Below are 23602 nucleotides of genomic sequence, written 5' to 3'. Positions count from 1 at the left end.
CCGACGGCCGGATCCCACCGTTCGGGGCGGGGGGCCGCCTCCCGTCCCGGGGAGTGGTAGCCACCAGAGATGATGAGGAGCCAATTTGCCTCGTACCCCATCTTTTCGAGCGCGATGGTCTGCATCGCAGTGCTCATGTCCTCCGTGGGACGCAGGCCGGTGCGCAACCGCAGGCTTGCCTCGCCCGAGCCGGCCCACGCGCGCAACCTGGCGCTGCTTGGAGCCTGCGTCACGATTGCACTGATCGCCTGGGCGTGGAACTTCGAGCTTGAGGTGGCGGTGCTGGGACGCTCCGCGCTGGCGAGTTCCCCCGTGCAGCTTGCGCTCGTGGGCGCGGCGCTCCTCGTCTATGCGCTGGTATCCGCAAGCGTGGGCTTTCTCGCCGGGCAGCTTGGGGTGAGCGAGAACGCCGCCAACGCGCTTGCGAACATCCTGAGCATGGTGATGTCGTTTCTCGGCGGGGCGTGGACGGGGCTCTCGCTTCTGCCCGACGCGCTTCTCGCCGTGGCGCACTTCACGCCGGCATACTGGGTGACGCTGGTGGTGGAGGGCGCAGCAGGTCTAGGCGAGGTGACCGCCGAGGCCGTACTGCCGCTCGTGGGAGACCTGGGCGTTTGTGCGCTCTTTGGCGTGGCTGCCGTCCTGGTGGGGCTGGTACTGGGGCGCAGCCGCTCCCGCGCCCAGGTGGCGTAGCGGCCGCGGCGCTCGGATGCAGTTGCGGCGGGATTTAGTTGCCCGGCAATGGAATCCCGTTGCCGGGCAACTAAATCCCGCCGCAACACATTCGTCGTTCGAACCTGTATCGACCTGCGCGCGTCACACAATCGAGCCCGAACGTGTGACAGCCGTGCCGTGCCGCACCGCCCTAGAACGTGACGTTGCCAAACTCCGAAAGCCGCAGGTCGGGGTTGTGCTCGATGGCCCAGTCGAGGTTCCAGTCGCTCGTGAACAGCAGCAGGCGGCCGCCGCGCATGTCCTCCACGCGGCAGGTCTCGCGCGTGAGCTTGAGCGTGCGCACGTCCAGCTCGTCGGGCGCGTTCTGAACCCAGCGGATGACCGAGTACGGCAGCGACGTCCTGCTCACCTCAACGTGGTACTCGCTCTTGAGGCGCTGCTCCAGCACCTCGAACTGCAGCACGCCCACGGCGCCCACGATAACGCTCTCGAGGCCCGTGCCCAGCTCATGGAAGATCTGGATTGCGCCCTCCTGCGCCAGCTCCTCCATGCCTTTCACGAACTGCTTGCGCTTGAGGGTGTCCACCTGCGTGATGCGGGCAAAGTGCTCGGGCGCGAAGGTGGGGATGGGCGGGTACTGCACGCGCATGCCCGGCGTGCAGATGGTGTCGCCAATGGAGAAGAGGCCGAGGTCGAAGAGGCCCACGATGTCACCGGCACAGGCCTCGTCCACGGTGGCGCGGTCGTCGGCCATCATCGCCGTACCAGTTGCAAGCTTGACGGTGCGGTCTCCCTGCACGTGGTAGGCGTCCATGCCGCGCTCGAACTTGCCCGAGCAGATGCGCACGAACGCGATGCGGTCGCGGTGCCTGCGGTCCATGTTGGCCTGGATCTTGAAGACGAAGCCCGAGAACTCGTCGCGCGAGGGCTCCACCGGCTCGCCGCTCAGGGTGTCGGTGTAGGAGAGCGGCAGCGGAGCCAGGCGCAGGAAGTCCTTGAGGAAGGGCTCCACACCAAAGTTGGTGAGGGCCGAGCCAAAGAACACCGGGGTCAGGTGCCCGTGGCGCACAGCGTCGAGGTCAAACTCGTTGTCCGCGCCATCGAGCAGCTCGATGTCATCCATCAGGTTCCTGTGGTTCTCCTCGCCAATGAGCTCGTCGAGCGCCGGGTCGCCCAGCTCGGCCTCGATCTCGCCCACCTTCTTGGTGGCGTTGGCGTGACCATCGCCCTCGAACGCGATGACGCGGCGAGCGTTGCGGTCGAAGACGCCCTTGAAGTTGCGACCAGAGCCAATGGGCCAGGTCATGGGGTAGGTGCCAATCCCCAGGACGTCCTCGATCTCCTCCATGAGGTCGAAGGGGTCGCGCGTGTCGTGGTCGAGCTTGTTCACGAAGGTGAAGATGGGGATGTGGCGCAGGGTGCAGACCTTGAAGAGCTTGATGGTCTGCGCCTCGACGCCCTTCGCGCCGTCGATGACCATGACGGCAGCGTCCGCCGCCATCAACGTGCGATAGGTGTCCTCAGAGAAGTCCTGGTGGCCGGGGGTATCGAGGATGTTCACGCAGGCGCCGTTATAGGTGAACTGCAGGACGGAGGAGGTCACGGAGATGCCGCGCTCCTTCTCGATGTCCATCCAGTCCGAGACCGCGTGACGCGCGCTAGCCTTGCCCTTGACCGAGCCGGCCGTCTGGATGCTGCCGGTGTAGAGCAGGAGCTTCTCGGTGAGCGTTGTCTTGCCGGCGTCCGGGTGCGAGATTATGGCGAAGGTGCGCCGCTAGGCCACCTGTTCCGCAATGCTAGGCATGTGCTTCCCATCTTGTTTCTATGCAACTGACCTCGCGTATTGTAGCTAACGCCTGGCCGGTCGCGCCGTATTGCACAAAATGCCGAGACGGCGAGGCAAGATAACGGAAGCGAATGCGCCGTGTGCCAAGTCCTGGCGACTCCGGACCGCCCAGTTGCACCCAGCGTGCCATACTGGGGCAAAGCCAAGGGAGGCACGCATGACGAGAAGCACGATGATCGCAGACACCACGCGCGAGGAGCGCATCCAGATTGTTGCCGAGGCGCTTGCCTGGGGCGATGACTGCGGTGACTGCTCGCTCGACGCTTGCGGAATCGACAGGTTCTACCAGCCCTACATCGACGGCGAGCTTGAGCTGGCAGAGCTCAACATGGCGCGCGCGAGCACGACCTACGTGCTTGGCGACGCGAATCGCGGTGAGCGCGGCACGAGCTGCGTCATGTAAGGCGGCGGCTGGCCTGCGAGAGGAGATGCCCATGCAATGGGTCGAGGACAGGCTGTGCGAGCTTGCCGATGCGGACGGCAAGTACCGCGAGTTCAACGCGCGTGTGGTGGCCACGGCCGATCCGGCGACCATGCTGGGCGTGCGGGTTCCCAGGCTGCGCCGGCTTGCGCGAGAGGTGTCCCGCTCGATTGACAGAGACGCGTTTCTCGCCGAGCTCCCCCACCGCTGGTACGAGGAGTACCTGGTCCACGCCTTCGTGCTTAACGAGACGCGCGAGGTGGGGTCGGCAACGCGCCTGTTGGATGCGCTTCTCCCCCACGTGGACAACTGGTGCGTGTGCGACGCGCTCAACCCGCGCGCGTTCCACGACGAGAAGGCGCTGGGCGGACGCCGGCAAGCGGTGCTTCTGCCTCTCGCCCAGCGTTGGATGGCCTCGGGCCATACCTACACGAGGCGCTTTGGCATCTCGGTCCTCATGCGCGACCTTCTGGGCGAGGGGTACGACCCCTCGCAGCTGCGCCTGGCCGTGGCCGCCGACAATGGCGAGTACTACGTGCGCATGATGATCGCCTGGTACCTGGCCGAGGCGCTTGTCCCCCATGAGGCAGACGCCTTGGCAGCGATTGCGTTGCCCGAGCTGGACCCGCAGCTTCGACGGATGGCCATCCGCAAGGGCATCGAGAGCCTGCGCGTCCCCGCGGAAACCAAGGACGCCCTGCGACGCCTGCGGGGGTAGGTGCGATACCGTAACCGAGGGGAGGGTCCGCCGCCAGAGAGAGGGCCTCGTTCGCGCCTGCTGCGAAAAAGCGCCTTTCGGCGAGAGACCGGCACCGAGCGCACAGAAGAGTGATACACATTCGCACCCCGAATCTGTATCGACCTGCGCGGGTCACACATTCGGGTATGAATCTGTATCGCCGGGGACCCGGGCTGGCGCCGGAAGGCGCCGGGGCGAGAAATAGCGCGGGCTCGCACCAGCGAGTCCGCGCAAGAGACCAAGCACACGCGAGCCCGTTGGTTCTCTACTCCTCCTCGGGAGTGTGGTTGATGACAGGGCTCTTGGTCTTGATGAAGTTGGGGATGAAGGCCACAACGAGCAGGATGGCGAGAATAACGTAGACGCCAGCAGGGCCGAAGGCGGCAGCGGTGCGGCCAAGGGTGATGCCAATCACGCCAAAGTCGAAGTCGCCGAAGGTGGTGTTCTGGAAGCCGAAGACGCTCAGAACGGGAAGCAGCAGGGCCGGCGCAAAGGTGATAAGCAGGCCGTTGACGAAGGCACCAAGCGCTGCACCCTTGCGGCCGCCGGTCGCGTTGCCAAAGATGCCGGCGGTTGCACCGCAGAAGAAGTGGGGAACCATACCGGGGATGATAAAGACGCCCATGGTAGCACCCACGATGAACATGCCAACCACGCCGCCGATGAAGGAGGCGACAAAGCCGAGTATGACGGCCGTGGGGGCATACGGGAAGAACACGGCGCAGTCGACGGCGGGAATGGCGCCGGGAATGAGCTTGTTCGAGATGCCCTGGAAGGCAGGCACGAGATCAGCGAGGATCATGCGGACGCCGTTGTAGACGATGGTGACTCCGACGGCAAAGGAGAGCGCACAGGTGAGGGCATAGACGATGAAGTTGTCGCCGCCAGCAAGCTCGTCGACCACGGCAGGATCGACAACCCAAGCGACGATACCGGTGAGCAGGTAGAAGAAGGCCATAGTCAGGCCGGTGGAGATGGTGGTGTCACGCAGGAAGGCAAGGCTCTCGGGAACCTCGATCTTCTCGGTGCTGTTCTCCTCGGCGTCCTTCTTGAAGATGCTGCCCACAGCAGCGGAGATGTAGTAAGCGAGCGAACCAAAGTGACCCATGGCGATCTCGTCGCCCTCGGTGACCTTCTCGGTGAAGTGCTGGCCCACGGCAGGAAGCATGGCGCTCACGAGGCCGAGGAACAGACCGCCCGTGATGACCAGGGGAACATCGGTGAAGCCGGAAGCCTGAAGCACGGCGGACAGCAGGCAAGCCATGAAGAGGCTGTGGTGGCCGGTGAGGAAGATGTACTTGAACTTGGTGAAGCGCGCCACCAGGATGTTGACCACATAGCCGAGAATCAGGATGACCATGGTCTGGACGCCAAGAACCGTCTGCGCCATGGAAACTATGACCTCGTTGTTGGGAACAACGCCCTGGATGTGGAAGCCGGTCTCGATAAACGTCCCCAGCGGGGCGAGGTTGGTCTGGATGAGACCAGCACCCGCAGAGAGCATGAGGTAGCCGAGGATGGGCTTCAGGGTGCCGGTCATGATCTTGTGGGCGGGACGCTTGAGTGCCACAAGGCCCACAAACGAGAACAGACCCATAATCCACGCCGGCTTGGTGAGGATAGACTCAAAGAACTTGAGTACAACGAGAAGTGCGTCCATATACATCTCCTTCGATAGCCACTATCCACGCTTGGCCAATCGGCCCAAGCGCAACGTTGCCTTCATTAGGCCTTTGCCGCCGCAGCCCTGATCGCCTCGAGGACGTCCTCGCGGATCTTCTTCTTGTTCACGTAGCTGCGAACGATCACGACGTTGCCGTGAAGCTCGGGTGCAAGCTCCTTGACCGTGATGAAGAGGTCCGGGTTCGAGGAGGAGGCGCCGTTCAGGTCCATGGACTCGACGTCGGCGATGATGCCCTCCTCGTCGCAAATCTCCTGCACCTTGCCGGCGAGCATCAGGCTCGAGCCGATGCCGTTGCCGCAAACCGTGATGATGTGCATGTTCCTTCCTTTCATTCTCAGCCCGCGTTCGCGCGGGCGCCGTTCCACGCGTCTGACGTTGGTACGGCCCCTTGAGGCCGTCCTTCTCAGCGGCCAGCCCTACTCGAAGAGCGAGTCCATCGTGGCGATGACGTCTTCCGGCGTCGCGCATGCCGCCAGCTTTGGGATGGCTTCCTCATCATCGAAGATCTTCGCCAGCTCGGCCAGACAGCCGAGGTGCTCGCGGGGGTTGGGGGCGCAGATGCCGATAAGCACGCTCACCGGGTCGTACTCGTCGTGGCCGAACCTCACGGGCTCGTCGAGCGTGAGGATGCAGATGCCCTCCTCCAAGACGTTGCCGTTGGACTGGGCGTGGGGCATTGCCACGCCCTCCTCAAGCACTACGTACGGCCCGAACTTCTCGATGGAGGAAACCATAGACTCGGTGTAGGTGTGGTCGCACTTCCCGGCGGCCTCCAGCAGGGCTCCCGTCTGGGTCACCGCGTCGCGCCAGTCCGTCGCGTGGACGTGGCAGCGAACCACCTCGGGGGTGAGCAGGTCCTTCAGCATCCCTACCACCTACGGCAGGATGTGGAAGCCCAGCGCCTGGGCGTCCTTGTTGAAGCCGCGGACGGTGTCGAGCGAGTACTCGAAGAGGTCCTTGCCCACGTTCTTGCGCTTGGCGAGGATGGAGTTCTGCACGGTGATAATCTGGCAGCCCACCGACTCCGCCTGGAAGACATTGAGAAGCTCGCGGGTGCTTGCCCAGAGGATCTCGCACTGGCGCTTGGGGGCGGCGAGCTTCACGGCGTCCGCAACCGCCGGCAGGGGGTCGACGCCGGTGTCGGCGATGCGACCCGCAAAGACGGAGATGATCGACGGCACGTCGGGCGACACGGCATCGATGAAGTCGGCGATCTGCTCGTTTGTGAAGAGTGTCGTCACGTTGATCTTGATGCCGTCGCGCGAGAGCTTGCGCACCAGGTCCTTGGTGGACTCGCCCTTGGTGTTGAGCGCGGGAATCTTCACGTAGACGTTCTCGGCCCACGTCGCGATCTCGCGCGCCTCGGTCTCCATGCCCTCGAAGTTATCGGCAAAGACCTCGAACGAGACGGGCAGGTCCTTGATCCGGGACAGGACCTCCTTCGCGAAGGCACGATAATCCGTGACGCCGCCCTGCCTCATGAGCGAGGGGTTGGTCGTGAATCCCTGGACGCTCCCCTCGCGGTACATGTCGAGCATGCCCTCGATGTCCGCGCCGTCTGCAAATACCTTGATGCCCATTCCTCCGCCCTCCACGAAAGGATTCATCCAGTTCAGATTTATGTTCATAAGTAAATTACTTATGTTCTGAACTTCATTCACAAGGACGTAGTGTACACACATGGAGACTGTATGGTCGATTTACCTTATGTGATTCCGCAAACGGCTGATTATCTCCCGCAAGCGGCCTATTGTTCACCACCTGACGAGATAAGCGTATTTCTTTCGAAATCGGAACTCTAAGATGAACGTAAGAGTGTTTTCCGCAAGCAAACGCACCGGTTTTCGAAAGGGATGGCAGCAGGTGTCCTCCGAGGAATCATCTCCCGCAGATCGACAGTCGTTCATTCTTGAGTGGCTTGACAGCAACCCCAGCATCGCGGTCTCTGACGTGCAGAAGGAATTTGGGGTGTCTGACGTCACGGTGCGCCATGACCTCGTCGCCCTCGAATCCGCCGGGAAGGTGCGGCGCGTTCGCGGTGGTGCGGTCTCTCTCGCACGCACCATGCTCATGAGCTACCCGGAGGAGCGCATCAACTTCAACGTCGCGGCCAAGGACCGCATCGCGCATGCGGCCGCGGGGCTTGTCGAGGATGGAGACGTTATCATCGCCGACATCGGAACCACCGCGTACCAATTCGTGCGTCACCTTGAGAGCAAGAAGGACATCACCATCATCACCGGAGACCTCTCGATCGCGCACTTTGCGAGCTTCAATCTTCCTGGTGCGGAGGTCATGCTCCTTGGGGGCAAGGTGCGCAAGGAGCACCTGTACCTCGCGGGTGCCATGACGCTCGACGCAATGTCGAAGCTCTATGCCGACAAGGCGTTTCTGAGCTGTGACGGGTTCCACCACGACCACGGGTTTACGGTCGAGCACGACTTCAGTACGACCATCAAGCGCGCCTACATCGCAAACTCCCGCCAGAGCGTAATGATGATCGACTCGAGCAAGCTCGGGCGAACCAGCTTCTATCGCTTCTCGACCATGGATGGCTTCGACTGCGTCATCACGGACGCCGACCCCGACGGCTACCTCGCCGAGTCCATCGAGCACACCAAGCATGCCCCACGGCTGCTGATTGCCAGCTCATGAGCAGGGGCGGCCGCCTGTAGGAATAGGCGCGCCCCCCGGCGAGATTCCGACGCCGGGGGCCTCCTTTGGACGTGGCTGCCGCGATGACGCACGCTCCGGCGTCGCGGCCCCTACCCCTTCGCGGGGATAATCTCGACCCACTGGCCCTCGGGGTCGACAATGAAGTAGAGCCCCATCGCGTGGTTCTCGAAGACGATGCATCCCATCTCCTCGTGCAGGCGATGGAAGGCGTCGTAGTCGTCTACCTCGAAGGCAATGTGGGTGTCGTCACCGCCGTTGGCGTACGGCTCGGTGCGCCCGCGGTTCCAGGTGAGCTCCAGCTGGAACGGCGACGCGTCGTTCTCCATGAACGTGTTGGTCCACGAGCCGTCGGCCGGACCGGACTCCCTCACCACGTGAAACCCCAGCGCCTTCTCGTAGAATGCGATGGTCTTCGCCTTGTCCAGCACATGCGTGCAGCGATGGACAAACTTTGCCTTCATAGTTGCCTCCTTCGAAAAACGCGGACGCGAGCGCCGGCCCACGTCCGCCCACGTATTGCGCACTGGGTTCAGGATACCAGCGGCGAGCACCGCCACGCGCGCCTATCGGTTGGCGAGCCTCTTTGAACGACGTGCCGGAGTGCCGCGCTAGCCGCTAGCCCTGGCCCGCACCATGGGCCTGGTGCCTCTGCGGCCTGGCGACGTCGATGCTCCCCTCGCCGGGAGACCAGTACCCCAGCTTGACCCCACGTTGGTAGACGGCGACCGCCTTGGCAAAGTAGCCGTGCGCGTTGAGGTGGGTCCAGTCGGACCGCAGCTGCTTCGAGATGCATCCCAGGCGTGCGTCCGCCACGTCCTCCTCGGTGGGCGTGAGGCCCGAGATCTCGAGACCGTGTCTGATGAGAAAGACGCGCATGTTGATGAAGTGGTCGCCAAAGGCCTCGCGGAGCGCGGCCTCCCAGTTGGTCTCGCGTGGGGCGTAGTCCTCCGTGAAGGGGACCTGGCTCGTGTCTCCCACCGAGGTGCCCGGGTCGTCGGTGTCGCCCAGAATGAGATAGTCCTCGCAGCCAGAGCGCTCGATCATCGCGCGGTACTGGTCGATAAGGACCTGGTAATCGTCACCCCAGTCTCCGTTGCTGCCGATCTCGAGCACGAGGATGTCACCCGTGTGCTCCTCGCCCTCCTCGATGACCTCGGGGTCGATGCGGCGGATGGCCTGCTCGCCTTGGCCATCCGCCGCATCGCTGTCCTCGCCTTCGTCGTCGGCTACGTCCCCGTCTTCGGCCTCGGCGTCCGAGGTGGCATCGGCTTCGTCGCCATCATCGGCAATCTCGATCTCGGTCCACGGCAGGCCTCCCTGCATGGCGGCAATTTCCTCAGAGGCCGCACCGGCCACGCCAAAGTTATAGGTATCAAGGCCAGTAAGCTGGGAAAGCACCTGGGGATACGGCTGCGCGCTGGTGTCGTACGGCTCCCCGTCCGCAAGCGAGACGAGCGCGCCCCCGTCCGCGTCCGCGCCAACGCCCTGGGTCATGCTGTCACCCCAGCAGACGACCTCGCGCGTGTCATCACCGCCGCTACCAGGGTAGAAGCGCCAGGCGATTTCATCCTCGTACGAGTCCGCCTGCTGGACGCCCTCTTCGCCCGCCTGCGCCTGGGAGTCTCCGCTCACGAAGGGCTGGCCGCAACCGCCAAGCGGCGCAGCGAGTACGGCAACCGCCACAATTACGCCAAGCCTCCTCGCAGCACACCCCCAGGCCCGCTCCGCCTCGGTCGGCGTCATCCCCTCCGACAGCATCTTCCTCAGGAGGAACCTCTTCTCGTCGTCCGTGCACATGCGACCTCCGTCCCGGCCGCCCCACCGGCGGTCCAACTTTTTGCCGCAGTTCCGACATGTTACGCGAAGTAGCCGAGAGAGACATCCGCCCCCTTGGCAATCCCCTATTCCTCCGAAACAGCCTGTGCCTCAGCCCGCCGGCACACCTCCGCCCCCACGCTCTCGAGCGAGACTGCGGCAAGCTGGTCCTCCAGGGCGCGCTGCGCGTCTTCGAGGTGCCCGTCGAGGGCGGCATGGATGTTGCCGCCCACGGGGCACTGCGGGCAGGGGTTCTCGTGGAAGTGGAAGAGCGAGTCCGCGTCGCTCTGGTCGACCGCACGCCACAGGTCGAGCAGCGATATCTCTGCAAGCGGCCGGGCAAGCGCGATGCCGGATTTCCCCCTGCTGGACGAGATGATGCCCGCCTGCTTGAGCATCCCCATGATCGTGCGGACCATAACGGGGCTGGTGCCAATGCTGCCCGCAAGGAACGTGCTGGTCACAGGCATCGTTTGCCCAAAGTAGTCAATCGCGCACACCATGTGGGCAGCCATGGTGAGCCTACTGGTTATCTGCATGGTCTTCCCTCGAGACGTCCATCGCAAAGGTCGACGCCCGCACGGCGTGCGTGAGCGGCCGGGGCGCCTATTCCCCCACGACCGGGCGCCTATTCCGTCACGACAATCTTACCAAAGCAGCATGACCCCTCGAGAAAGCGGTGCGCATCCGCCATCTGGTCGAGCGCGAACACCCTCTCGGGACCCACGTCCACGGCGTTCCCCTCGACGAACGAGACCAGCCCCGCAAGCCTCTCGCCCCGAACGTCACCGGAATAGAAGCTTGTGAGGAAGCCGTCCGGCGGAAGGTCGGTTATGGGGTCGAAGCCGTCCATGTACCATTTGCCCCCGAGCTGTCCGGTGCTGCACACGATGCCGCCCTCGCGCACGTGGGCGCACGTGTCCTTGAGCGTGGCCGGGCCAACAAGCTCAAGGGCGCGGTCGAAGGGACGGCCCTCCACCCTCAGCCTCCCGTCTGGGTCGAGCACCGCCTCGTCGAATCCGCCCTGGACGAGAAGCGCCTCCCGAGCCTTGCTGCGCGTGCTTCCCACGAGGCGCACGCCCGGCACCGCCGCCCGGACGAGGCGCTCGAACGCCATGCCAACGCCACTTGTGGCGCCCCGGACGAGGACCCTCTGCCCGGCGGCGAGCCTCATGTTGAGCATCGAGCCGTACGCCGTGTAACAGGTCTCGGGAATGGCGGCGAGGACCTCCCACGGAAGGTTCGACTCGACGGGGTATATCTGCTCGTTGGGCAGGAGCACGTAGTCCGCATAGCTGCCGTCGAAGTCGCGCCCCATCTCGCCCATGATGGAGATGGCCCTCTGTCCGACCAGCAGGCGCGAGGGATCGGTCGTGGATGCGACCTCCCCCACGCACTCGATTCCCAGGACCCGCGGGAACCTCACCGAGGGGGAGAGCCCCTCTCGCGTGAAGACCTCGGAGTGGTTGAGGCCGCGTGCCCGAACGCGCAGGAGAGAGGAGAGACCAACCCTTGCGCACCTTCGGCACGGGTCTGTGCTCCACGTGCAGCACCTCCGGCCCGCCGGGCTCCCGAACCACAACGGCGCGCATGTCATCTGGCAAGGTCACCATCACCACGTCCCTTCGCGTTCACGGTCCGCCTCGCGAGCGCCGCCTCGGCGCGCGCCACCCCACTGTGCCCGCACGCGCACAGGCGATCGTCATCCAGGCCGCAGGCACGGCGCTGGCTCGAGACCAGACGTGCCACGAAGTCGTTCGCCGGCCGCGCGAGGATCTCCTGGGACATACCATACTGCTGGATCTTGCCCGCATCCATTACCAGCACCCTCGTGCCCAGGCGAAGCGCCTCGCCAATGTCGTGCGTCACGAAGAGCACGGTGATGCCACACTCGCGGTGGATGCGGGCGATCTCTGCCTGCAGCTGGCCGCGGGTGATCTCGTCCACGGCGCCGAAGGGCTCGTCCATGAGCAGGATGTCCGGGGACGCCGCAAGGGCGCGCGCGATGCCCACGCGCTGCTGCTGGCCACCGGAGAGCTCGGCCGGGTAGCGCTCGAGCAGGTCGTCTGGCAGGCCCACGATGCCCATCCATTTGCTCACCGCCTGCTCGGTGCGGCGGCGGTCGCCCTTGTTGAGCAGGTTGGGCACGTACGAGACGTTCTCCTCCACGGTCATGTGCGGAAAGAGGACGCTGCCCTGGATGGCGTAGCCAATGTTGCGGCGAAGCTCGAGGGGATCGACGTCGCGCACGTTCGTGCCGTTTACCAGCATGTCACCGGAGGTGGGCTCGATGAGACGGTTCACCATCTTGAGCGCCGTGGTCTTGCCGCAGCCGGAAGAGCCAACGATGGTGAGGAACTCCCCGCGGCGCACGCCCAGGCAGAAGTCCGAAAGCACGACCTTCTCGCCATAGGCCTTCCCGACATGCCGATACTCGATCGCGATGTCTGCAGATTCGCTCATTTGAGCAGCCCCCCTTCGCGCAGGTACTCCGCAGCCACGTCCTCGGGGTCCTTGCCCTGTTCCTCGACCTCGTAGTTCATCTGCGCCATGTCGCCCTCGGTGATGGTCCCGTCCAGCTTCTCCAGCACGCCGCGCAGCTCGGGATGCTCGTCGAGGACCTGGGTGCGCACCACGTTCCCGCACTCGTAGGACGGGAAGAAGCGCCTGTCGTCCTCGAGGACCGTCGCGTCTGCCTGGCTGAGCTTGCCGTCGGTGGTAAAGATCACGAGCGCGTCAACGCTGCCCTGCTCAAGCGTGTCGTACTTGAGGCCAATGTCCAGCTGCATGGTGCTTCCAAACCGCATGTCGTACGCTTGGCACAGCGCGTCGTAGCCATCCGCGCGCTCGAAGAAGTCCGCCTCGGCGCCCAGGCGCAGTTGGCCCGCGACCTTGGCGAGGTCGGAGTAGGTCCTGAGGCCGTACTTCTCGGCGACGTCGCTCCTCACGGCAATGCCGTAGGTGTTGCCAAAGCCGTACATCCCCACCCAGGAGAGGCCCTTCTCGGCATAGCCTGCCTGCAGCTGGTCAAACTGGTCCTCGGTGTAGGCGCCCTCGTTCTTGAGGACCATCGCCCAACCGGTCCCGGTGTACTCGGGGTACAGGTCGAAGTCGCCGGACTCCATGGCGGGCTCGATGTTGGAGGTGCCGCCGCCAACGCCCTGCGTGATGTCGACCTTGAGGTTGGTGTCCTGCTCGATGAGGTCCTTGAGCATGTCGCCCATGACGTACTGCTCGGTCATGGGCTTGGTGGCCACGCGGATGGTCGCGGCCGGGGCGGCGAGGAGGCCGGGCACCACGGCGCACGCCACGGCAACGCCGCAGGCAACGAGCCCGCTCACGGCGAGCCGACGGTTGGTCTTCTTGGCGGCGCGGGTGCGCATCCCCATGCGCCGCTCGACAAAGCCGAGGACGAAGTCGACCACGAGGGCAAGCACGGCGATGAGGAGGCTCCCCGCCATGGTCATGGCGGCATTGTTGGTGGTGATGCCGCGGTAGATCGCCACGCCCAGCCCGCCCGCGCCGATGAAGGAGGCGATGCCGGCGAGCGCGATGGTCATGACCACCATGTTGCGTATGCCGCTCATGACGACCGGCATCGCCAGCGGGAGCCTCACGCGAAAGAGCGTCTGCAGCCGGGTGCCGCCCATGCCGTTGGCAGCCTCGGGATGGCAGGGTCGACGTTGGTCATGCCCGTGTGCGTGGCGCGCACCATGGGGAGCAGCGCATAGATGGTGAGGGCAATGATCGCGGTGGCGTCACCCACCCCGCTGAAGGGGATGAGAAAGCCGAGCATGCTAATAGAGGGGATGGTGTAGAGGAAGTTCACGGCGGCGAGCGTCGGCTTGGCGGCGCGCTGGTACTCGCTGATGAGCACGCCCGCGATACCGCCAACCACGATGGCAATGACAATCGAGACGAACGAGATCTGCAGGTGCTCGAGGAGCAGCCCCGCGAAGAAGTCCCGCCGCGTGGCGAGAAGGTCCCAGATCTGGGCGAGCATGGGCTACCTCCTCCCGATGCACTGCTGCGGGCAGCTGCGCGCGCACTTGCCGCAGCCGATGCAGGCATCGGCGATGCGGAAGCCCCGCGCGTGCGTGGCGGCACCGCCCAGAGAGAACGCCTGGCGGAAGACGGGCGAGGCGCCAAGGTCGAAGAGCTCCACGCAGCCCGATTCTGGGGGGCGGCGCCCCTCGTCAACCGTCGCGAACGATACGTCCCTGATCCACCGGAGGGTGTTCAGGCGGTCCTGCGCGTCCATGGCGCCTCCCTGGTCGCCGTGCGTTACGTGTAATATATTCAATTACACGTTTCGCGTCAACGCCAATATGACACGTCTGGTGCCATCGAAGGTGTGACCGGCGACGCCAGGCAGCGGCGGCAATCGCATGCGAGACGGTCCCTTCGGCGATGATCTTTTGCCGGGGGGACCAATTCGAAGGGATTCTCGCGAGACGTGGGCCTGTGGCGGCTTTGCCTGCGAGACTCGCGACATACGCTACGGTTCCCGCCGCCAAGCACACTACCAGGACAGAAGCTCACAGCCGTCCTCGGTGACCACCAGCTGGACCTCCCACTGCGCGGAGTCCGAGCCGTCGGCAGTCCGCACGATCCAGCCGTTCTCCTTGTCGGTCGTGATGTCGGGCGCACCAGCGTTGACCATGGGCTCGATGGTGAAGCACATGCCCGGCACCAGGATGGGACCAGTGCCTTTCTCGGAGACAAAGCTCACGAAAGGGTCCTCGTGGAACTCGCGGCCAATGCCGTGGCCGCCGTACTCCTCTACCACAGTGAAGCCGGCCTCGCGGCACAGCTCATTCACCGCCGCGCCGACGTCGCCCAGGTGGCCCTAGGGGCGCACGGCGGCAAGCCCCGCCTCGACGGACTTCCTGCACGTCTCGACCAGGCGCCGGCGCTCGTCAGAGACCTCGCCTATGCAGTACATGCGGCTGGAGTCCGAGAAGTACCCGCCCTTGATGGTGGACATGTCGACGTTGATGATGTCGCCATCCTTAAGGACGTCCTTCTCGTTGGGAAAGCCGTGGCAGATGACGTCGTTGATCGAGGTGCACACGCTGTAGGGGTAACCCTCGAAGTTGAGGTCGGCCGAGACCGCATCGTGCGCGGAGAGGTACTCTTCGACCCAGCGGTTGATGTCCATGGCCGAGACGCCTGCGGCGATGTGCTCGCCAACGTAGTCGAGAACCCCCATGTTGACGGCAGCCGAGGCCTTGATGCCCTCGATGTCCGCGGCGGTCTTGAGGAGCGAGCGGGTCAGCACATCCTCGCCGTCGAGGTACAGGCGCTCCATGCGCTCGTCCGCCGGGCCGTGGCACTTCTTGTACTTGCGACCGCTCCCGCACCAGCAGGGGTCATTGCGCCCGGGAACGGGCAGCTTGTCAAACATCGTTTCTCCCATCGGGTCGAACTTGCCCAGCGTTCCAACGATACCCTCGCGGGGCGTCTGCTGGGCCCGTGTTTGCGAGTTAGCCTAATCTAATCACAGGTGACGTCCCAGGACCTTGTGCACAGGCGTCCGGCCGCACCCTCCTGCACAAAAATCGACATTGACGGTACGTTTTCGGGGGTCCCGCCTAGTATCACCCCACAGATGCCATTTCGCTACCTGCGGCTCCACAAAAAGTTAGGGTCTTCGTACTCGGTGATTCGCTGTAAACGTACCGGCAATGTCGATTTTTGTGCAGGCCGCTCTCCCCATGGTCGACTTTTCGCGTTTCCCAACGGCACCACACCCCCACAAACGGCATCAGCACGGAGAAAAGAAGGTTGGTAAATGCCCCATGTTCCTCCTAAGATATAAACCTCACTTTAGATTTATGACTAGGAGGCCACGCATGTACACCATCGGCCAGGTATCGCAGATGTTCGGCCTGCCCGTGTCCACGCTGCGCTACTACGACAAGGTGGGGCTTCTCCCCGGGCTTGCGCGCACGTCGGGCACTCGACGCTTCGACGAGGACCAGCTGGAAGCGCTGCGCGTGATCGAGTGCCTCAAGCACTCCGGGCTGGAGATTCGCGACATCAAGAAGTTCATGGACTGGTGCCAGGAGGGCCCAAGCACCTACGCTAACCGGCTGGAGCTCTTTCGCAAGCAGAGACACAAGGTGGACGAGAAGATCGCCGAGCTGGAGCGCACGCGCGCGATGCTCAGCTGGAAATGCTGGTACTATGGCAAGGCCTGCGAGCGGGGCAACGAGGACTTTGCGGCCAACCTGCCCGAAGGACTTCCCGAGGACGCCCGTCGCTTGTGGGATGCGTCGCACGGGGATGCGGACGAGAAGGCCTAGCCACGGGAGGCACTGCTCGGGCCTGATGCAACCATGGTTCCGCGAAATCTCGCCAGTTAGGAAAAAGCCGAACGGTTAAGGGCGGCTAAACGACCGATATTCGCGGAGCCGTTATCGCACCGCGTGATTTCGCCGTTTAAGCAGGGTTAACCGACCAAAAGCTGCGTATAGAGAAGGATCCGTAGCGCTGAATCCACGCCGCAGCCGATGGCGAGGGTGTCGGCCGACGCCGGCGCCCCAGGACCCCTCGTGTACTACGTCGTTCAGGCAACGTGCACGCTTCGAGGGGAAACGCGGGCGCCACGGCATCGCGGTCCCCCGCGTGGTAACCTGCCATAGCGTTATTACCAGCGAGAAGCTGCGGCGCTTTAAAGCCCTGCGCTTCCACACAGGAGGAACCATGGAACTCACCGGCCGTCAGATTCGCCAGCTTCGCAGCATGGCCAACCGACTCGAGGCGACCATCGGCGTTGGCAAGGCCGGCATCACGGACGCCGTCGTGCGCCAGACCGACTCCGCGCTCGAGGCAAACGAGCTCGTCAAGTGCTCGGTCCAGGGCACCTCGGGCATGGACACCCACGAGGCTGCAATCGCGCTCGCCCGCCCCACGCACGCCGAGGTCGTCCAGGTAATCGGCCACAAGTTCGTGCTCTACCGCACGTCTCAGCGCGAGGACATCGAGCACATCCAGCTGGTATAGGGCCCGGTCTCGCGCTCTTGGGGCCGCTCCCAACGAGAAATACGACAAAACGCGACGACCTTCCGTCGCATATGCGACAAATATTGCGTCGAATATGCGACGGATGTATCATCGTTACATCGCGTCTTATCTCATCTCGTGGAGGCACGCCATGGCAATCCCCATGAACATCGAAGAGCTTGTCAATGGATCCGTTGTCGAATCGACGCGCATCGAGTTCAAGGCAAGCTTCAATCCCGAGCCAATCATCCATACGATATGCGCCTTCGCCAATGACATCGATAACATTGGCGGCGGCTACATTATCGTTGGCATCGAGGAGCACGACTCGGTGCCGCAACTTCCACCTTTGGGGGTTGAGCGAAGCCAGGTCGACGGCATCCTCAAGAAGCTTCAGGGGTTTTGCCATTGCATTGAGCCCCTGTACGAACCCATCGTAGAGCCGATGCTGCTCCAAGAGCGCTACGTAATTGTCATCTGGTGCCCGGGCGGATATGGACGTCCCTACAAGGCAGCTCGCAATGTATATAAGAACACTGCCGACAAGCGCTATTACATCCGGAAAATGGCAAGCACCGCTGTGGCTTCCGCAGAGGAGGAGCGTGAGCTGTTCTACGCTTCTTCAGACATTCCATTTGATGACCGACCCAATCTGACCGCACGTGTAGATGACCTGAGCCTCGCGCTCATGCGTGACTACCTGCGCGAGGTGGGAAGTGCTCTCTATGCGCAGTCGGATACGTCTGATGTCAATGATTTGGCCACTGACCTGCAGCTGATTGCCGGCCCACCCGAGGACTTGCGCCCACGCAACGTAGGCCTCCTCATGTTCTGCGACCACGTGGAACGCTTCTTTCGCTATGCGCGCATAGAGGTGGTGGATCTTCCCGATCCCACGGGCGAAGGGATGACGGAGCAGGTGTTTACCGGACCCATCCAACGCCAGTTGCGCGACGCCCTTCTCTACCTCAAGAACTACGAGATTCGGTCCCGCACGGTCAAAGACCCCAGCGTCGCCGAAGCAACTACGGTCTTCAATTACCCATACGCCGCAGTTGAGGAGGTACTCTCCAACGCCGTTTACCATCGCTCCTACCAAATACCGGAGCCAATTGTGGTGAGAGTGACCCCGGACGCCATGGAAATCACCAGCTATCCAGGCTTTGATCGAAGCGTCTCAGATTCCGACATAGCCGCTCACCACATTCGCGCGCGCATCTATCGCAACCGTCGCATAGGGGACTTCCTCAAAGAGCTGCACCTCACAGAAGGACGAAACACCGGATTCCCAACCGCCTTTGCAGCGCTCAAGCACAACAGCTCCCCTACGCTGCGGTTTGATATGGACGAGAACCGCGGATACCTCAGTGTCACGATTCCCGTACATCCCGACTTCCTGCCGGGCGAACGCTTGCGCGACAAGACCGAGCAGCTAGCGCGGCAGATACTGGAAGTTCTCCCCGATAAGCCCGTGCTTCTCTCTGAACTTGCAAGGCTTCTTGGGTACAAAAGCGTGTCCAGGCGGCTTCGCGTGACGGTAAACGCGATGGCAGACGAGGGGAAGCTTAAGCGCGTTCAAGATGGTGCCAGAGTTCGCTTTGGCCGTCCGTAGCTCACGCGCAGCAGGCCCCACACCGAGGCAGCAAGAAAAAACGGCGGGGCCGCCTCCCAGAAACGGGTGGCAGCCCCGCCGACTGCTGTGACTCACGCGCCGCTACATCGTGTACGCGGCCACGACCTCGCCGTAGTAGGCAACGTGCATGTCGCAGTTGGAATCGCAGTACGTGCTAGGGACGTCCTGCGGATAGAAACGGCCAAGAATGTCCGCAGGAAGGGCGTTGCGGTCTTGGAGCTGGCGGCGCGCCACGCGGCACTCAAGGGTGATCGCGGTCTCGACGATGGCAGGCACCGACACCACCTGCGACTCCACCGTATGCAGCCCCAGCTCGGCAATCTTGTCGACGTCACGCCCCGAGATGCTGCCCGCACGAGCCAGAATCTTGCGGTCAAAGCCCTCCCCCGGCACGCCAATGGTGAACTCGCCCGCCTCGTCCAGCAGCACGCGAGTGAAGCGGCCCTCTCGCACAAAGGACACGAACACCGGACGCGCCCACTCCACGCCCAGCACGCCCCACGAGATGGTCATGGTGTTGACCTTCCCGTTTGCCGCACTGGTGAGCAGCACGCCCCTGTTGACAGCAGGCAAGACCTCGCCCGCATGCTCCAGCACGTCAATCTTCTCGCCCATGTAATCACTCCACTTCGGTTGGCTCCGCACGCCGAGACGCACAATGCGGGTCGGAACTTCAGGGGTCCTACCCCAGGAGTCCCCACAGGCAACGGAAAATGATAACTGCCGGCGCCGGAGAGACTATCATCCGCAGCAAGTACGTACAATAGCGCCCTTTCGGCGCCGTTTTCTCGCCAGAAGGGCCATTCTCGCAGCTATGACGCCCGCGCCTACTTGCTCACAACCGAGACGCGCTCGCGAGCGTGCTCGCCGGGCTCAACTCGGCGCACACGGCACAGGAACCTGTGGAGAGTTTATCCGTCTCCCAGGACGCGCTCCCCCTCCAGGCAGGCAGTCATGGTAGGGTCACCTAGAAACGATTCGCGTTGCAGGTGCCTTTGGAAACGCACACCATCCCGGTGATAACGAACAACACTGCACAAACACCGGGAGGTAACACATGCCGCAAAGCCGCGCCCAGGAAGTCGTCTTCACCCTCATGATGGTGTTGGCCATGGTGTACGCAATGATCTGCTACAACATTACGCTTGAGGTCGGCGGCCTCTCCAACCTCGTCTTTTTCGAAGCCCTGCCCGAGCTTGCGTTCATGGGGCCGGTCGCGTTTCTCCTCGATCTCTTCCTTGTCTCTCCCCTTGCGGGCCGTCGCGCGGCAAGGCTGTCAGGGCCCAACCCCAGGACGCCCTTTGCCATGGTCGCCGCGATCTCTGCCCTGAGCGTCCAGCTCATGTGCCCGCTCATGAGCCTCGTCGCCACGCTGGTCATCAAGCGCCCCGCAGGCGTCGACATCATCGCAACCTGGATCCAGACCGCCATTCTCAACCTGCCCATGGCGTTCTTCTGGCAGTTCTTTGTCGCAGGACCGGTCGTGCGCGGGGTCTTTGGCGCGGTGCTCGGCAAGCTCAAGGGCACCTCCACTTCAAGCGTCACCTCGAGATAGCGGCGCGAGCGCCCGGTCGTTGCCGCACGGCGGCCCACCTGCGCCCGCCTGCGATACTTGCCGGGGCCACCAGGCAACCCCGAAAGACAGCCGTATGGAGAACAGCGGCCCCGGCGCGCACATGAAAAGACGCCGCCGGCGAGAAACCGGCGGCGTCGGATGCGAACGATCTTGCGCGCTTGCTACCGCTCGCCCTCGATCTGGGAGATCTTCTCGATGCGACGCACGTGGCGCTCGTCGCCGCTAAAGGGCGTGTCGAGGAACGTGTCCACGATCTTGAGCGCGAGGCCCGGGCCGGTCACGCGCGCACCCATCGTGAGGACGTTGGCGTCATTGTGCTGGCGCGTCGCCTCGGCCGAGAAGCAATCGCCGCACAGCGCCGCACGGATGCCCTTGAACTTGTTGGCAACGATGGAAACGCCTATGCCCGTGCCGCAGATGATGATGCCGCGCTCGCACTCGCCACTCTGCACCGCACGCGCGACCCTGGAGGCGTAGTCGGGGTAGTCGACAGAATCGGTGCTGTAGGTACCGAGGTCCTTGTACCCAAGGCCGCACTTGTCCAGGTGCGCCTTGACCTCCTGGAGGAGCTCGAACCCGCCGTGGTCACAGCCCAAAGCAATCATTTCTCATCCTTCCCTCGTTGTTGGGGCAGCCGACGGAAGACGCCGGCCAGGCGACACCCCATAGTACGACTGGAGGCCAGGGGGCGCTGCTCCAAACGCATGCCGCCACGGTAATGCCCCAGTTGCCCGCCGTGTGAGAATCCGCGGCACGGCGTTACTCTCAAATACTGTCTTGACATAAAGTCAGGTTTATATTTTACAACTACAGGGGAGAGAAGCGTCCATCCGTACGCGCAGCCCACAGGGAGAGGAGCATCATGCTCGGCAACTTCACCTACCACAACCCGGTCCGCGTCCACTTTGGGCCGGATTCGCTCGACCAGCTTGCGGGCGAGCTCGCGGGGTACGGCCCCAACGTGATGCTTGCCTACGGAGGCGGTTCCATCAAGCGATCCGGCCTCTACGACAGGATCGTCGGCATCCTCTCGGCCGCAGGAAAGAACGTCTTCGAGGACGCGGGCGTCATGAGCAACCCCACCGTCGAGAAGCTGGACGAAGGCCGCAAGATAGCGCGCGAGAACAACGTCGACCTCATCCTCGCGGTAGGCGGCGGCTCGGTCATCGACTACGCGAAGGCCGTCTCCGTGAGCGCATGGTACGACGGCGACGCATGGGAGAAGTTCTTCCTCAAGATGGAGGGCCCCGATGGCAGGGTCATCCCCGTGGGTGACGTGCTCACCATGAGCGGCACCGGCTCCGAGACCAACGGCGGCTCCGTGATCACCAACCACGAGCAGGGCCTCAAGATCGGCCACGTCTTTGGCAGCGACGTAATGCCCAAGTTCGCCATCGTGAACCCCAAGCTCACCTTCACGGTTCCCGACTACCAGATGCGCGCCGGCATCTACGACGCCTTCAACCACATCTGCGAGCAGTACTTCTCCGGCTCCGACGACAGCACCTCCGACTACATCGCCGAGGGTCTCATGCGCAGTCTCGTCCACGCGAGCCGCATCGCCGTGAAGGACCCCACCAACTACGAGGCGCGCTCCAACATCAGCTGGGTGTGCACCTGGGCGCTCAACACGGCCATCGCCTGCGGCAAGGCGACCGACTGGGAGGTCCACATGATTGGCCAGGCCGTGGGCGCCCTCACCGACGCCACCCACGGCATGACGCTCTCCGCCGTGAGCCTCCCCTACTACCGCCTGGTCATGCCCTATGGCGTGGAGAAGTTCGCCCGCTTCGCGCGCGTGGTGTGGGAAGTCCCTGCCGAGGGCAGGACCACGGAGGAGCTGGCGGCCGCCGGTCTCGACGCCATGAGCGCGTGGATGGACGAAATCGGCGTGGTAAAGCACCTGAGCAAGCTCGGCTTCACCGAGGACATGATCGACGGCGCCGTCAGGGGGACGTTCATCCTCACCGGCGGCTACCACCCCCTGAGCACAGACGAGGTCGCACGGATCCTCCGCGAGAGCCTGTAGCGCAACCTCACGAAGGAGATGATCCACAGTGCACATGGAGGGCGCACCGATGTCGATGCGCCCTCCGCCGCCTTCCCCCTGGCACGCCAGCCCTCCCGACCGTCAGCTCACGCCCTCCCGTGGCGAGCAATCGCAACGGGAGGGCAGGTCCTTGAGTCTATGGTCGCGTGGACCACTTCAGCCGCTCGTACGCCTGGGCGTCCACGGGCTCCAGCCACTCGGCACTGGCACCCTCGGCGGGCACGGCCAGCGCTATGTGCTGGAACCACGAGTCGGCGGCGGCACCATGCCAGTGCTTGACCTCGGGCTGGATGCCCACCACGTCGCCGGATCTCAGCTCCTGCGCGGGCTTGCCCCACTCCTGGTACCAGCCGCGACCGGCAATGCAGATGAGCACCTGGCCGCCCTTGTGGTGGATATGCCAGTTGTTCCGGCAGCCCGGCTCAAAGGTGACGTTAGCGGCACCCAGCTGCGAATCGCCCAGCGGGGCCAGCCAGCTGTTGCCCACGAAGTACTGGGCGTAGGCGTCGTTGGGCTCGCCCTTTGGGAAGTCCCTGGAGAGACCGGACGGGTCGGCTATGCGCTCGTCCTTCTCGCCCACAGGCTCTTCTTCGTCCGCCCAGACCTCCTGGGCCAGGTTGAAGGCAGCCCAGCCCTTGGGCCAGCCGCTGTACATGGTTGCATGCGTGATAATGGCGGCCGCCTCGGCACGCGTGACGCCGTTCCTACGTGCGTTCTCCAGGTGGTAGCGCAGCGAGCTATCGGCGATGCCCTGCGAGATCAGGGCCACGATGGTGACGATGCACTTGGTCTTGGTGGAGATAGCCTCCTGGTCCCACACCTCGCCAAAGAGCACGTCATCGTTGAGGTGCGCGAACAAGGGGGCGAACTCGCCCAGCGCGTTCCTGCCTGCCGTCTGCTTCATGCCCCCGGGAAGCGACTCCATTGCTCCCGGCGGGGCAGCTCGCATGCGCGACGGGACGGACGTGCCCAGGCCGACCGTTCGCCACGCCCGGGCAATTCCGAAAAATTTAGGCTCATCGTCACTTCTGGTGGCTAGCACACTCCGACGCCAGCTGGGCCGAGAAGTCCAGGCGTCCCAGCCTGAGGAAGGCCATGGCCTCCGGGTAGGCCAGGTTCCTGAAGCCCCCCGAGGCCCTCTTGATGGACTGGACGACCGAGCTGGGCCCCTCCGGGATCGCGTTCGTCGCGTTGAGGGGGAACCAGTCGAGAACGCCCTCCCTCTCCTCGCGCACGGTCCTCGCGACCGCCTTCGTCCTCGGGACGTTCGAGCGCATGATCCAGCTGGTGGCCCGACCCGGCCCCCTGGAGGCCGGCCCCCGCCCGGGCAGTCGCAGACGCCCCTCGTCGCCTCGGCCATGGCCATGGGCAGGACCTGGGCCTCGAGGGGGGCCGCGGAGCGCGCGTCGGGGCGCACCTCCCAGGGCACCCTGACCGTCCTGGCGCCGCGCTCGGGGCGGCCGGCCCCGGGGACGGCGC

The 23602-nt window shown here is 63.9% G+C and carries 25 protein-coding genes and 2 pseudogenes; 9 read left to right on the top strand and 18 right to left on the bottom strand.

Going from position 1 to position 23602, the window contains the following annotated elements:
* Window positions 1-69 precede the first annotated feature (69 nt).
* Window positions 70-693: an ABC transporter permease gene (locus tag HMPREF1008_RS04910; RefSeq protein ID WP_009278746.1), complete on the top strand. Its 624-nt coding sequence runs from the start codon at window positions 70-72 to the stop codon at window positions 691-693.
* Between the two features lie 172 nt (window positions 694-865).
* Here the strand turns inward: HMPREF1008_RS04910 and HMPREF1008_RS04905 are convergent.
* Window positions 866-2479, bottom strand: a pseudogene (locus HMPREF1008_RS04905) (peptide chain release factor 3).
* Window positions 2480-2678: 199 nt separating this feature from the next.
* Between HMPREF1008_RS04905 and HMPREF1008_RS04900 the strand changes: the two are divergent.
* A complete protein-coding gene (locus HMPREF1008_RS04900) occupies window positions 2679-2924 on the top strand; it encodes a hypothetical protein (protein WP_009278744.1) in 246 nt (81 codons plus the stop codon).
* A 31-nt stretch (window positions 2925-2955) separates the two neighbouring features.
* Window positions 2956-3660: a DNA alkylation repair protein gene (locus HMPREF1008_RS04895; RefSeq protein WP_009278743.1), complete on the top strand. Its 705-nt coding sequence runs from the start codon at window positions 2956-2958 to the stop codon at window positions 3658-3660.
* A gap of 286 nt (window positions 3661-3946) precedes the next feature.
* Here the strand turns inward: HMPREF1008_RS04895 and HMPREF1008_RS04890 are convergent, their stop codons facing one another.
* From HMPREF1008_RS04890 to HMPREF1008_RS04875, 4 genes are all read right to left on the bottom strand, one after another.
* Window positions 3947-5341 (bottom strand): PTS ascorbate transporter subunit IIC, encoded by a 1395-nt coding sequence (locus HMPREF1008_RS04890; RefSeq protein ID WP_009278742.1) that lies wholly within the window; start codon window positions 5339-5341, stop codon window positions 3947-3949.
* A gap of 65 nt (window positions 5342-5406) precedes the next feature.
* On the bottom strand, window positions 5407-5682 hold the full coding sequence (locus HMPREF1008_RS04885) for a PTS sugar transporter subunit IIB (RefSeq protein ID WP_009278741.1): 276 nt from the start codon (window positions 5680-5682) through the stop codon (window positions 5407-5409).
* A 99-nt stretch (window positions 5683-5781) separates the two neighbouring features.
* A complete protein-coding gene (locus tag HMPREF1008_RS04880; protein ID WP_009278740.1) occupies window positions 5782-6231 on the bottom strand; it encodes a PTS sugar transporter subunit IIA in 450 nt (149 codons plus the stop codon).
* Between the two features lie 9 nt (window positions 6232-6240).
* Window positions 6241-6945: a transaldolase gene (locus tag HMPREF1008_RS04875; protein ID WP_009278739.1), complete on the bottom strand. Its 705-nt coding sequence runs from the start codon at window positions 6943-6945 to the stop codon at window positions 6241-6243.
* A gap of 283 nt (window positions 6946-7228) precedes the next feature.
* Here HMPREF1008_RS04875 and HMPREF1008_RS04870 point away from each other — a divergent pair, with 283 nt between their 5' ends.
* Complete coding sequence (locus HMPREF1008_RS04870; protein ID WP_040656735.1) at window positions 7229-8020, top strand: DeoR/GlpR family DNA-binding transcription regulator; 792 nt, start codon at window positions 7229-7231, stop codon at window positions 8018-8020.
* Window positions 8021-8130: 110 nt separating this feature from the next.
* On the opposite strand, the gene HMPREF1008_RS04865 is transcribed toward HMPREF1008_RS04870, so the two are convergent.
* The 9 genes and pseudogenes from HMPREF1008_RS04865 to map form a co-directional block, all read right to left on the bottom strand.
* A complete protein-coding gene (locus HMPREF1008_RS04865; RefSeq protein ID WP_009278737.1) occupies window positions 8131-8502 on the bottom strand; it encodes a VOC family protein in 372 nt (123 codons plus the stop codon).
* Window positions 8503-8656: 154 nt separating this feature from the next.
* Window positions 8657-9838, bottom strand: coding sequence for a hypothetical protein (locus tag HMPREF1008_RS04860; protein WP_009278736.1), 1182 nt, complete (start codon window positions 9836-9838; stop codon window positions 8657-8659).
* A 104-nt stretch (window positions 9839-9942) separates the two neighbouring features.
* Window positions 9943-10395 carry an Rrf2 family transcriptional regulator gene (locus HMPREF1008_RS04855; protein ID WP_009278735.1) on the bottom strand — a complete coding sequence of 151 codons (453 nt, stop codon included), beginning with the start codon at window positions 10393-10395 and terminating at the stop codon, window positions 9943-9945.
* A gap of 89 nt (window positions 10396-10484) precedes the next feature.
* Window positions 10485-11453 (bottom strand): zinc-binding dehydrogenase, encoded by a 969-nt coding sequence (locus HMPREF1008_RS04850; protein ID WP_009278734.1) that lies wholly within the window; start codon window positions 11451-11453, stop codon window positions 10485-10487.
* Window positions 11450-12319 carry an ABC transporter ATP-binding protein gene (locus tag HMPREF1008_RS04845; RefSeq protein WP_009278733.1) on the bottom strand — a complete coding sequence of 290 codons (870 nt, stop codon included), beginning with the start codon at window positions 12317-12319 and terminating at the stop codon, window positions 11450-11452. The genes HMPREF1008_RS04850 and HMPREF1008_RS04845 overlap by 4 nt, the downstream gene beginning before the upstream one ends.
* A complete protein-coding gene (locus HMPREF1008_RS04840) occupies window positions 12316-13506 on the bottom strand; it encodes a glycine betaine ABC transporter substrate-binding protein (protein ID WP_009278732.1) in 1191 nt (396 codons plus the stop codon). Before HMPREF1008_RS04840 ends, HMPREF1008_RS04845 begins: the two co-directional genes overlap by 4 nt.
* The gene (locus tag HMPREF1008_RS10835; RefSeq protein ID WP_009278731.1) at window positions 13470-13859 is read right to left on the bottom strand and encodes an ABC transporter permease; all 390 of its coding nucleotides are present in this window, start codon (window positions 13857-13859) and stop codon (window positions 13470-13472) included. The genes HMPREF1008_RS04840 and HMPREF1008_RS10835 overlap by 37 nt, the downstream gene beginning before the upstream one ends.
* Window positions 13860-13862: 3 nt before the next feature.
* Window positions 13863-14117, bottom strand: a complete 255-nt coding sequence (locus HMPREF1008_RS04835) for a 4Fe-4S binding protein (protein WP_009278730.1) — start codon at window positions 14115-14117, stop codon at window positions 13863-13865.
* A 261-nt stretch (window positions 14118-14378) separates the two neighbouring features.
* Window positions 14379-15263 (bottom strand): annotated as a pseudogene (map, locus tag HMPREF1008_RS04830) (type I methionyl aminopeptidase).
* A 448-nt stretch (window positions 15264-15711) separates the two neighbouring features.
* On the opposite strand from map, the gene HMPREF1008_RS04825 reads away from it, so the two are divergent.
* From HMPREF1008_RS04825 to HMPREF1008_RS04815, 3 genes are all read left to right on the top strand, one after another.
* The gene (locus HMPREF1008_RS04825) at window positions 15712-16164 is read left to right on the top strand and encodes a MerR family transcriptional regulator (RefSeq protein WP_009278727.1); all 453 of its coding nucleotides are present in this window, start codon (window positions 15712-15714) and stop codon (window positions 16162-16164) included.
* 400 nt (window positions 16165-16564) lie between these two features.
* Window positions 16565-16864 (top strand): YhbY family RNA-binding protein, encoded by a 300-nt coding sequence (locus HMPREF1008_RS04820; protein WP_009278726.1) that lies wholly within the window; start codon window positions 16565-16567, stop codon window positions 16862-16864.
* 163 nt (window positions 16865-17027) lie between these two features.
* Window positions 17028-18476 carry an RNA-binding domain-containing protein gene (locus HMPREF1008_RS04815; RefSeq protein ID WP_232202837.1) on the top strand — a complete coding sequence of 483 codons (1449 nt, stop codon included), beginning with the start codon at window positions 17028-17030 and terminating at the stop codon, window positions 18474-18476.
* Window positions 18477-18578: 102 nt separating this feature from the next.
* Here the strand turns inward: HMPREF1008_RS04815 and HMPREF1008_RS04810 are convergent, their stop codons facing one another.
* On the bottom strand, window positions 18579-19112 hold the full coding sequence (locus HMPREF1008_RS04810; protein WP_009278724.1) for a flavin reductase family protein: 534 nt from the start codon (window positions 19110-19112) through the stop codon (window positions 18579-18581).
* Window positions 19113-19554: 442 nt separating this feature from the next.
* Here HMPREF1008_RS04810 and HMPREF1008_RS04805 point away from each other — a divergent pair, with 442 nt between their 5' ends.
* On the top strand, window positions 19555-20052 hold the full coding sequence (locus HMPREF1008_RS04805) for a hypothetical protein (protein WP_009278723.1): 498 nt from the start codon (window positions 19555-19557) through the stop codon (window positions 20050-20052).
* Window positions 20053-20234: 182 nt separating this feature from the next.
* On the opposite strand, the gene rpiB is transcribed toward HMPREF1008_RS04805, so the two are convergent.
* Window positions 20235-20678: a ribose 5-phosphate isomerase B gene (gene rpiB / locus HMPREF1008_RS04800; protein WP_009278722.1), complete on the bottom strand. Its 444-nt coding sequence runs from the start codon at window positions 20676-20678 to the stop codon at window positions 20235-20237.
* Window positions 20679-20935: 257 nt separating this feature from the next.
* On the opposite strand from rpiB, the gene HMPREF1008_RS04795 reads away from it, so the two are divergent.
* The gene (locus HMPREF1008_RS04795; protein WP_009278721.1) at window positions 20936-22102 is read left to right on the top strand and encodes an iron-containing alcohol dehydrogenase; all 1167 of its coding nucleotides are present in this window, start codon (window positions 20936-20938) and stop codon (window positions 22100-22102) included.
* A 157-nt stretch (window positions 22103-22259) separates the two neighbouring features.
* Here the strand turns inward: HMPREF1008_RS04795 and HMPREF1008_RS04790 are convergent, their stop codons facing one another.
* Window positions 22260-23027, bottom strand: a complete 768-nt coding sequence (locus tag HMPREF1008_RS04790; RefSeq protein ID WP_009278720.1) for a carboxymuconolactone decarboxylase family protein — start codon at window positions 23025-23027, stop codon at window positions 22260-22262.
* 118 nt (window positions 23028-23145) lie between these two features.
* Complete coding sequence (locus HMPREF1008_RS10415; protein ID WP_050796620.1) at window positions 23146-23400, bottom strand: transposase; 255 nt, start codon at window positions 23398-23400, stop codon at window positions 23146-23148.
* Window positions 23401-23602: the final 202 nt, after the last annotated feature.

The organism is Olsenella sp. oral taxon 809 str. F0356 (assembly GCF_000233535.1).
In the GTDB taxonomy this organism is placed as follows: domain Bacteria; phylum Actinomycetota; class Coriobacteriia; order Coriobacteriales; family Atopobiaceae; genus Olsenella_I; species Olsenella_I phocaeensis.
This window is presented reverse-complemented; position numbering and strand designations above follow the sequence as displayed.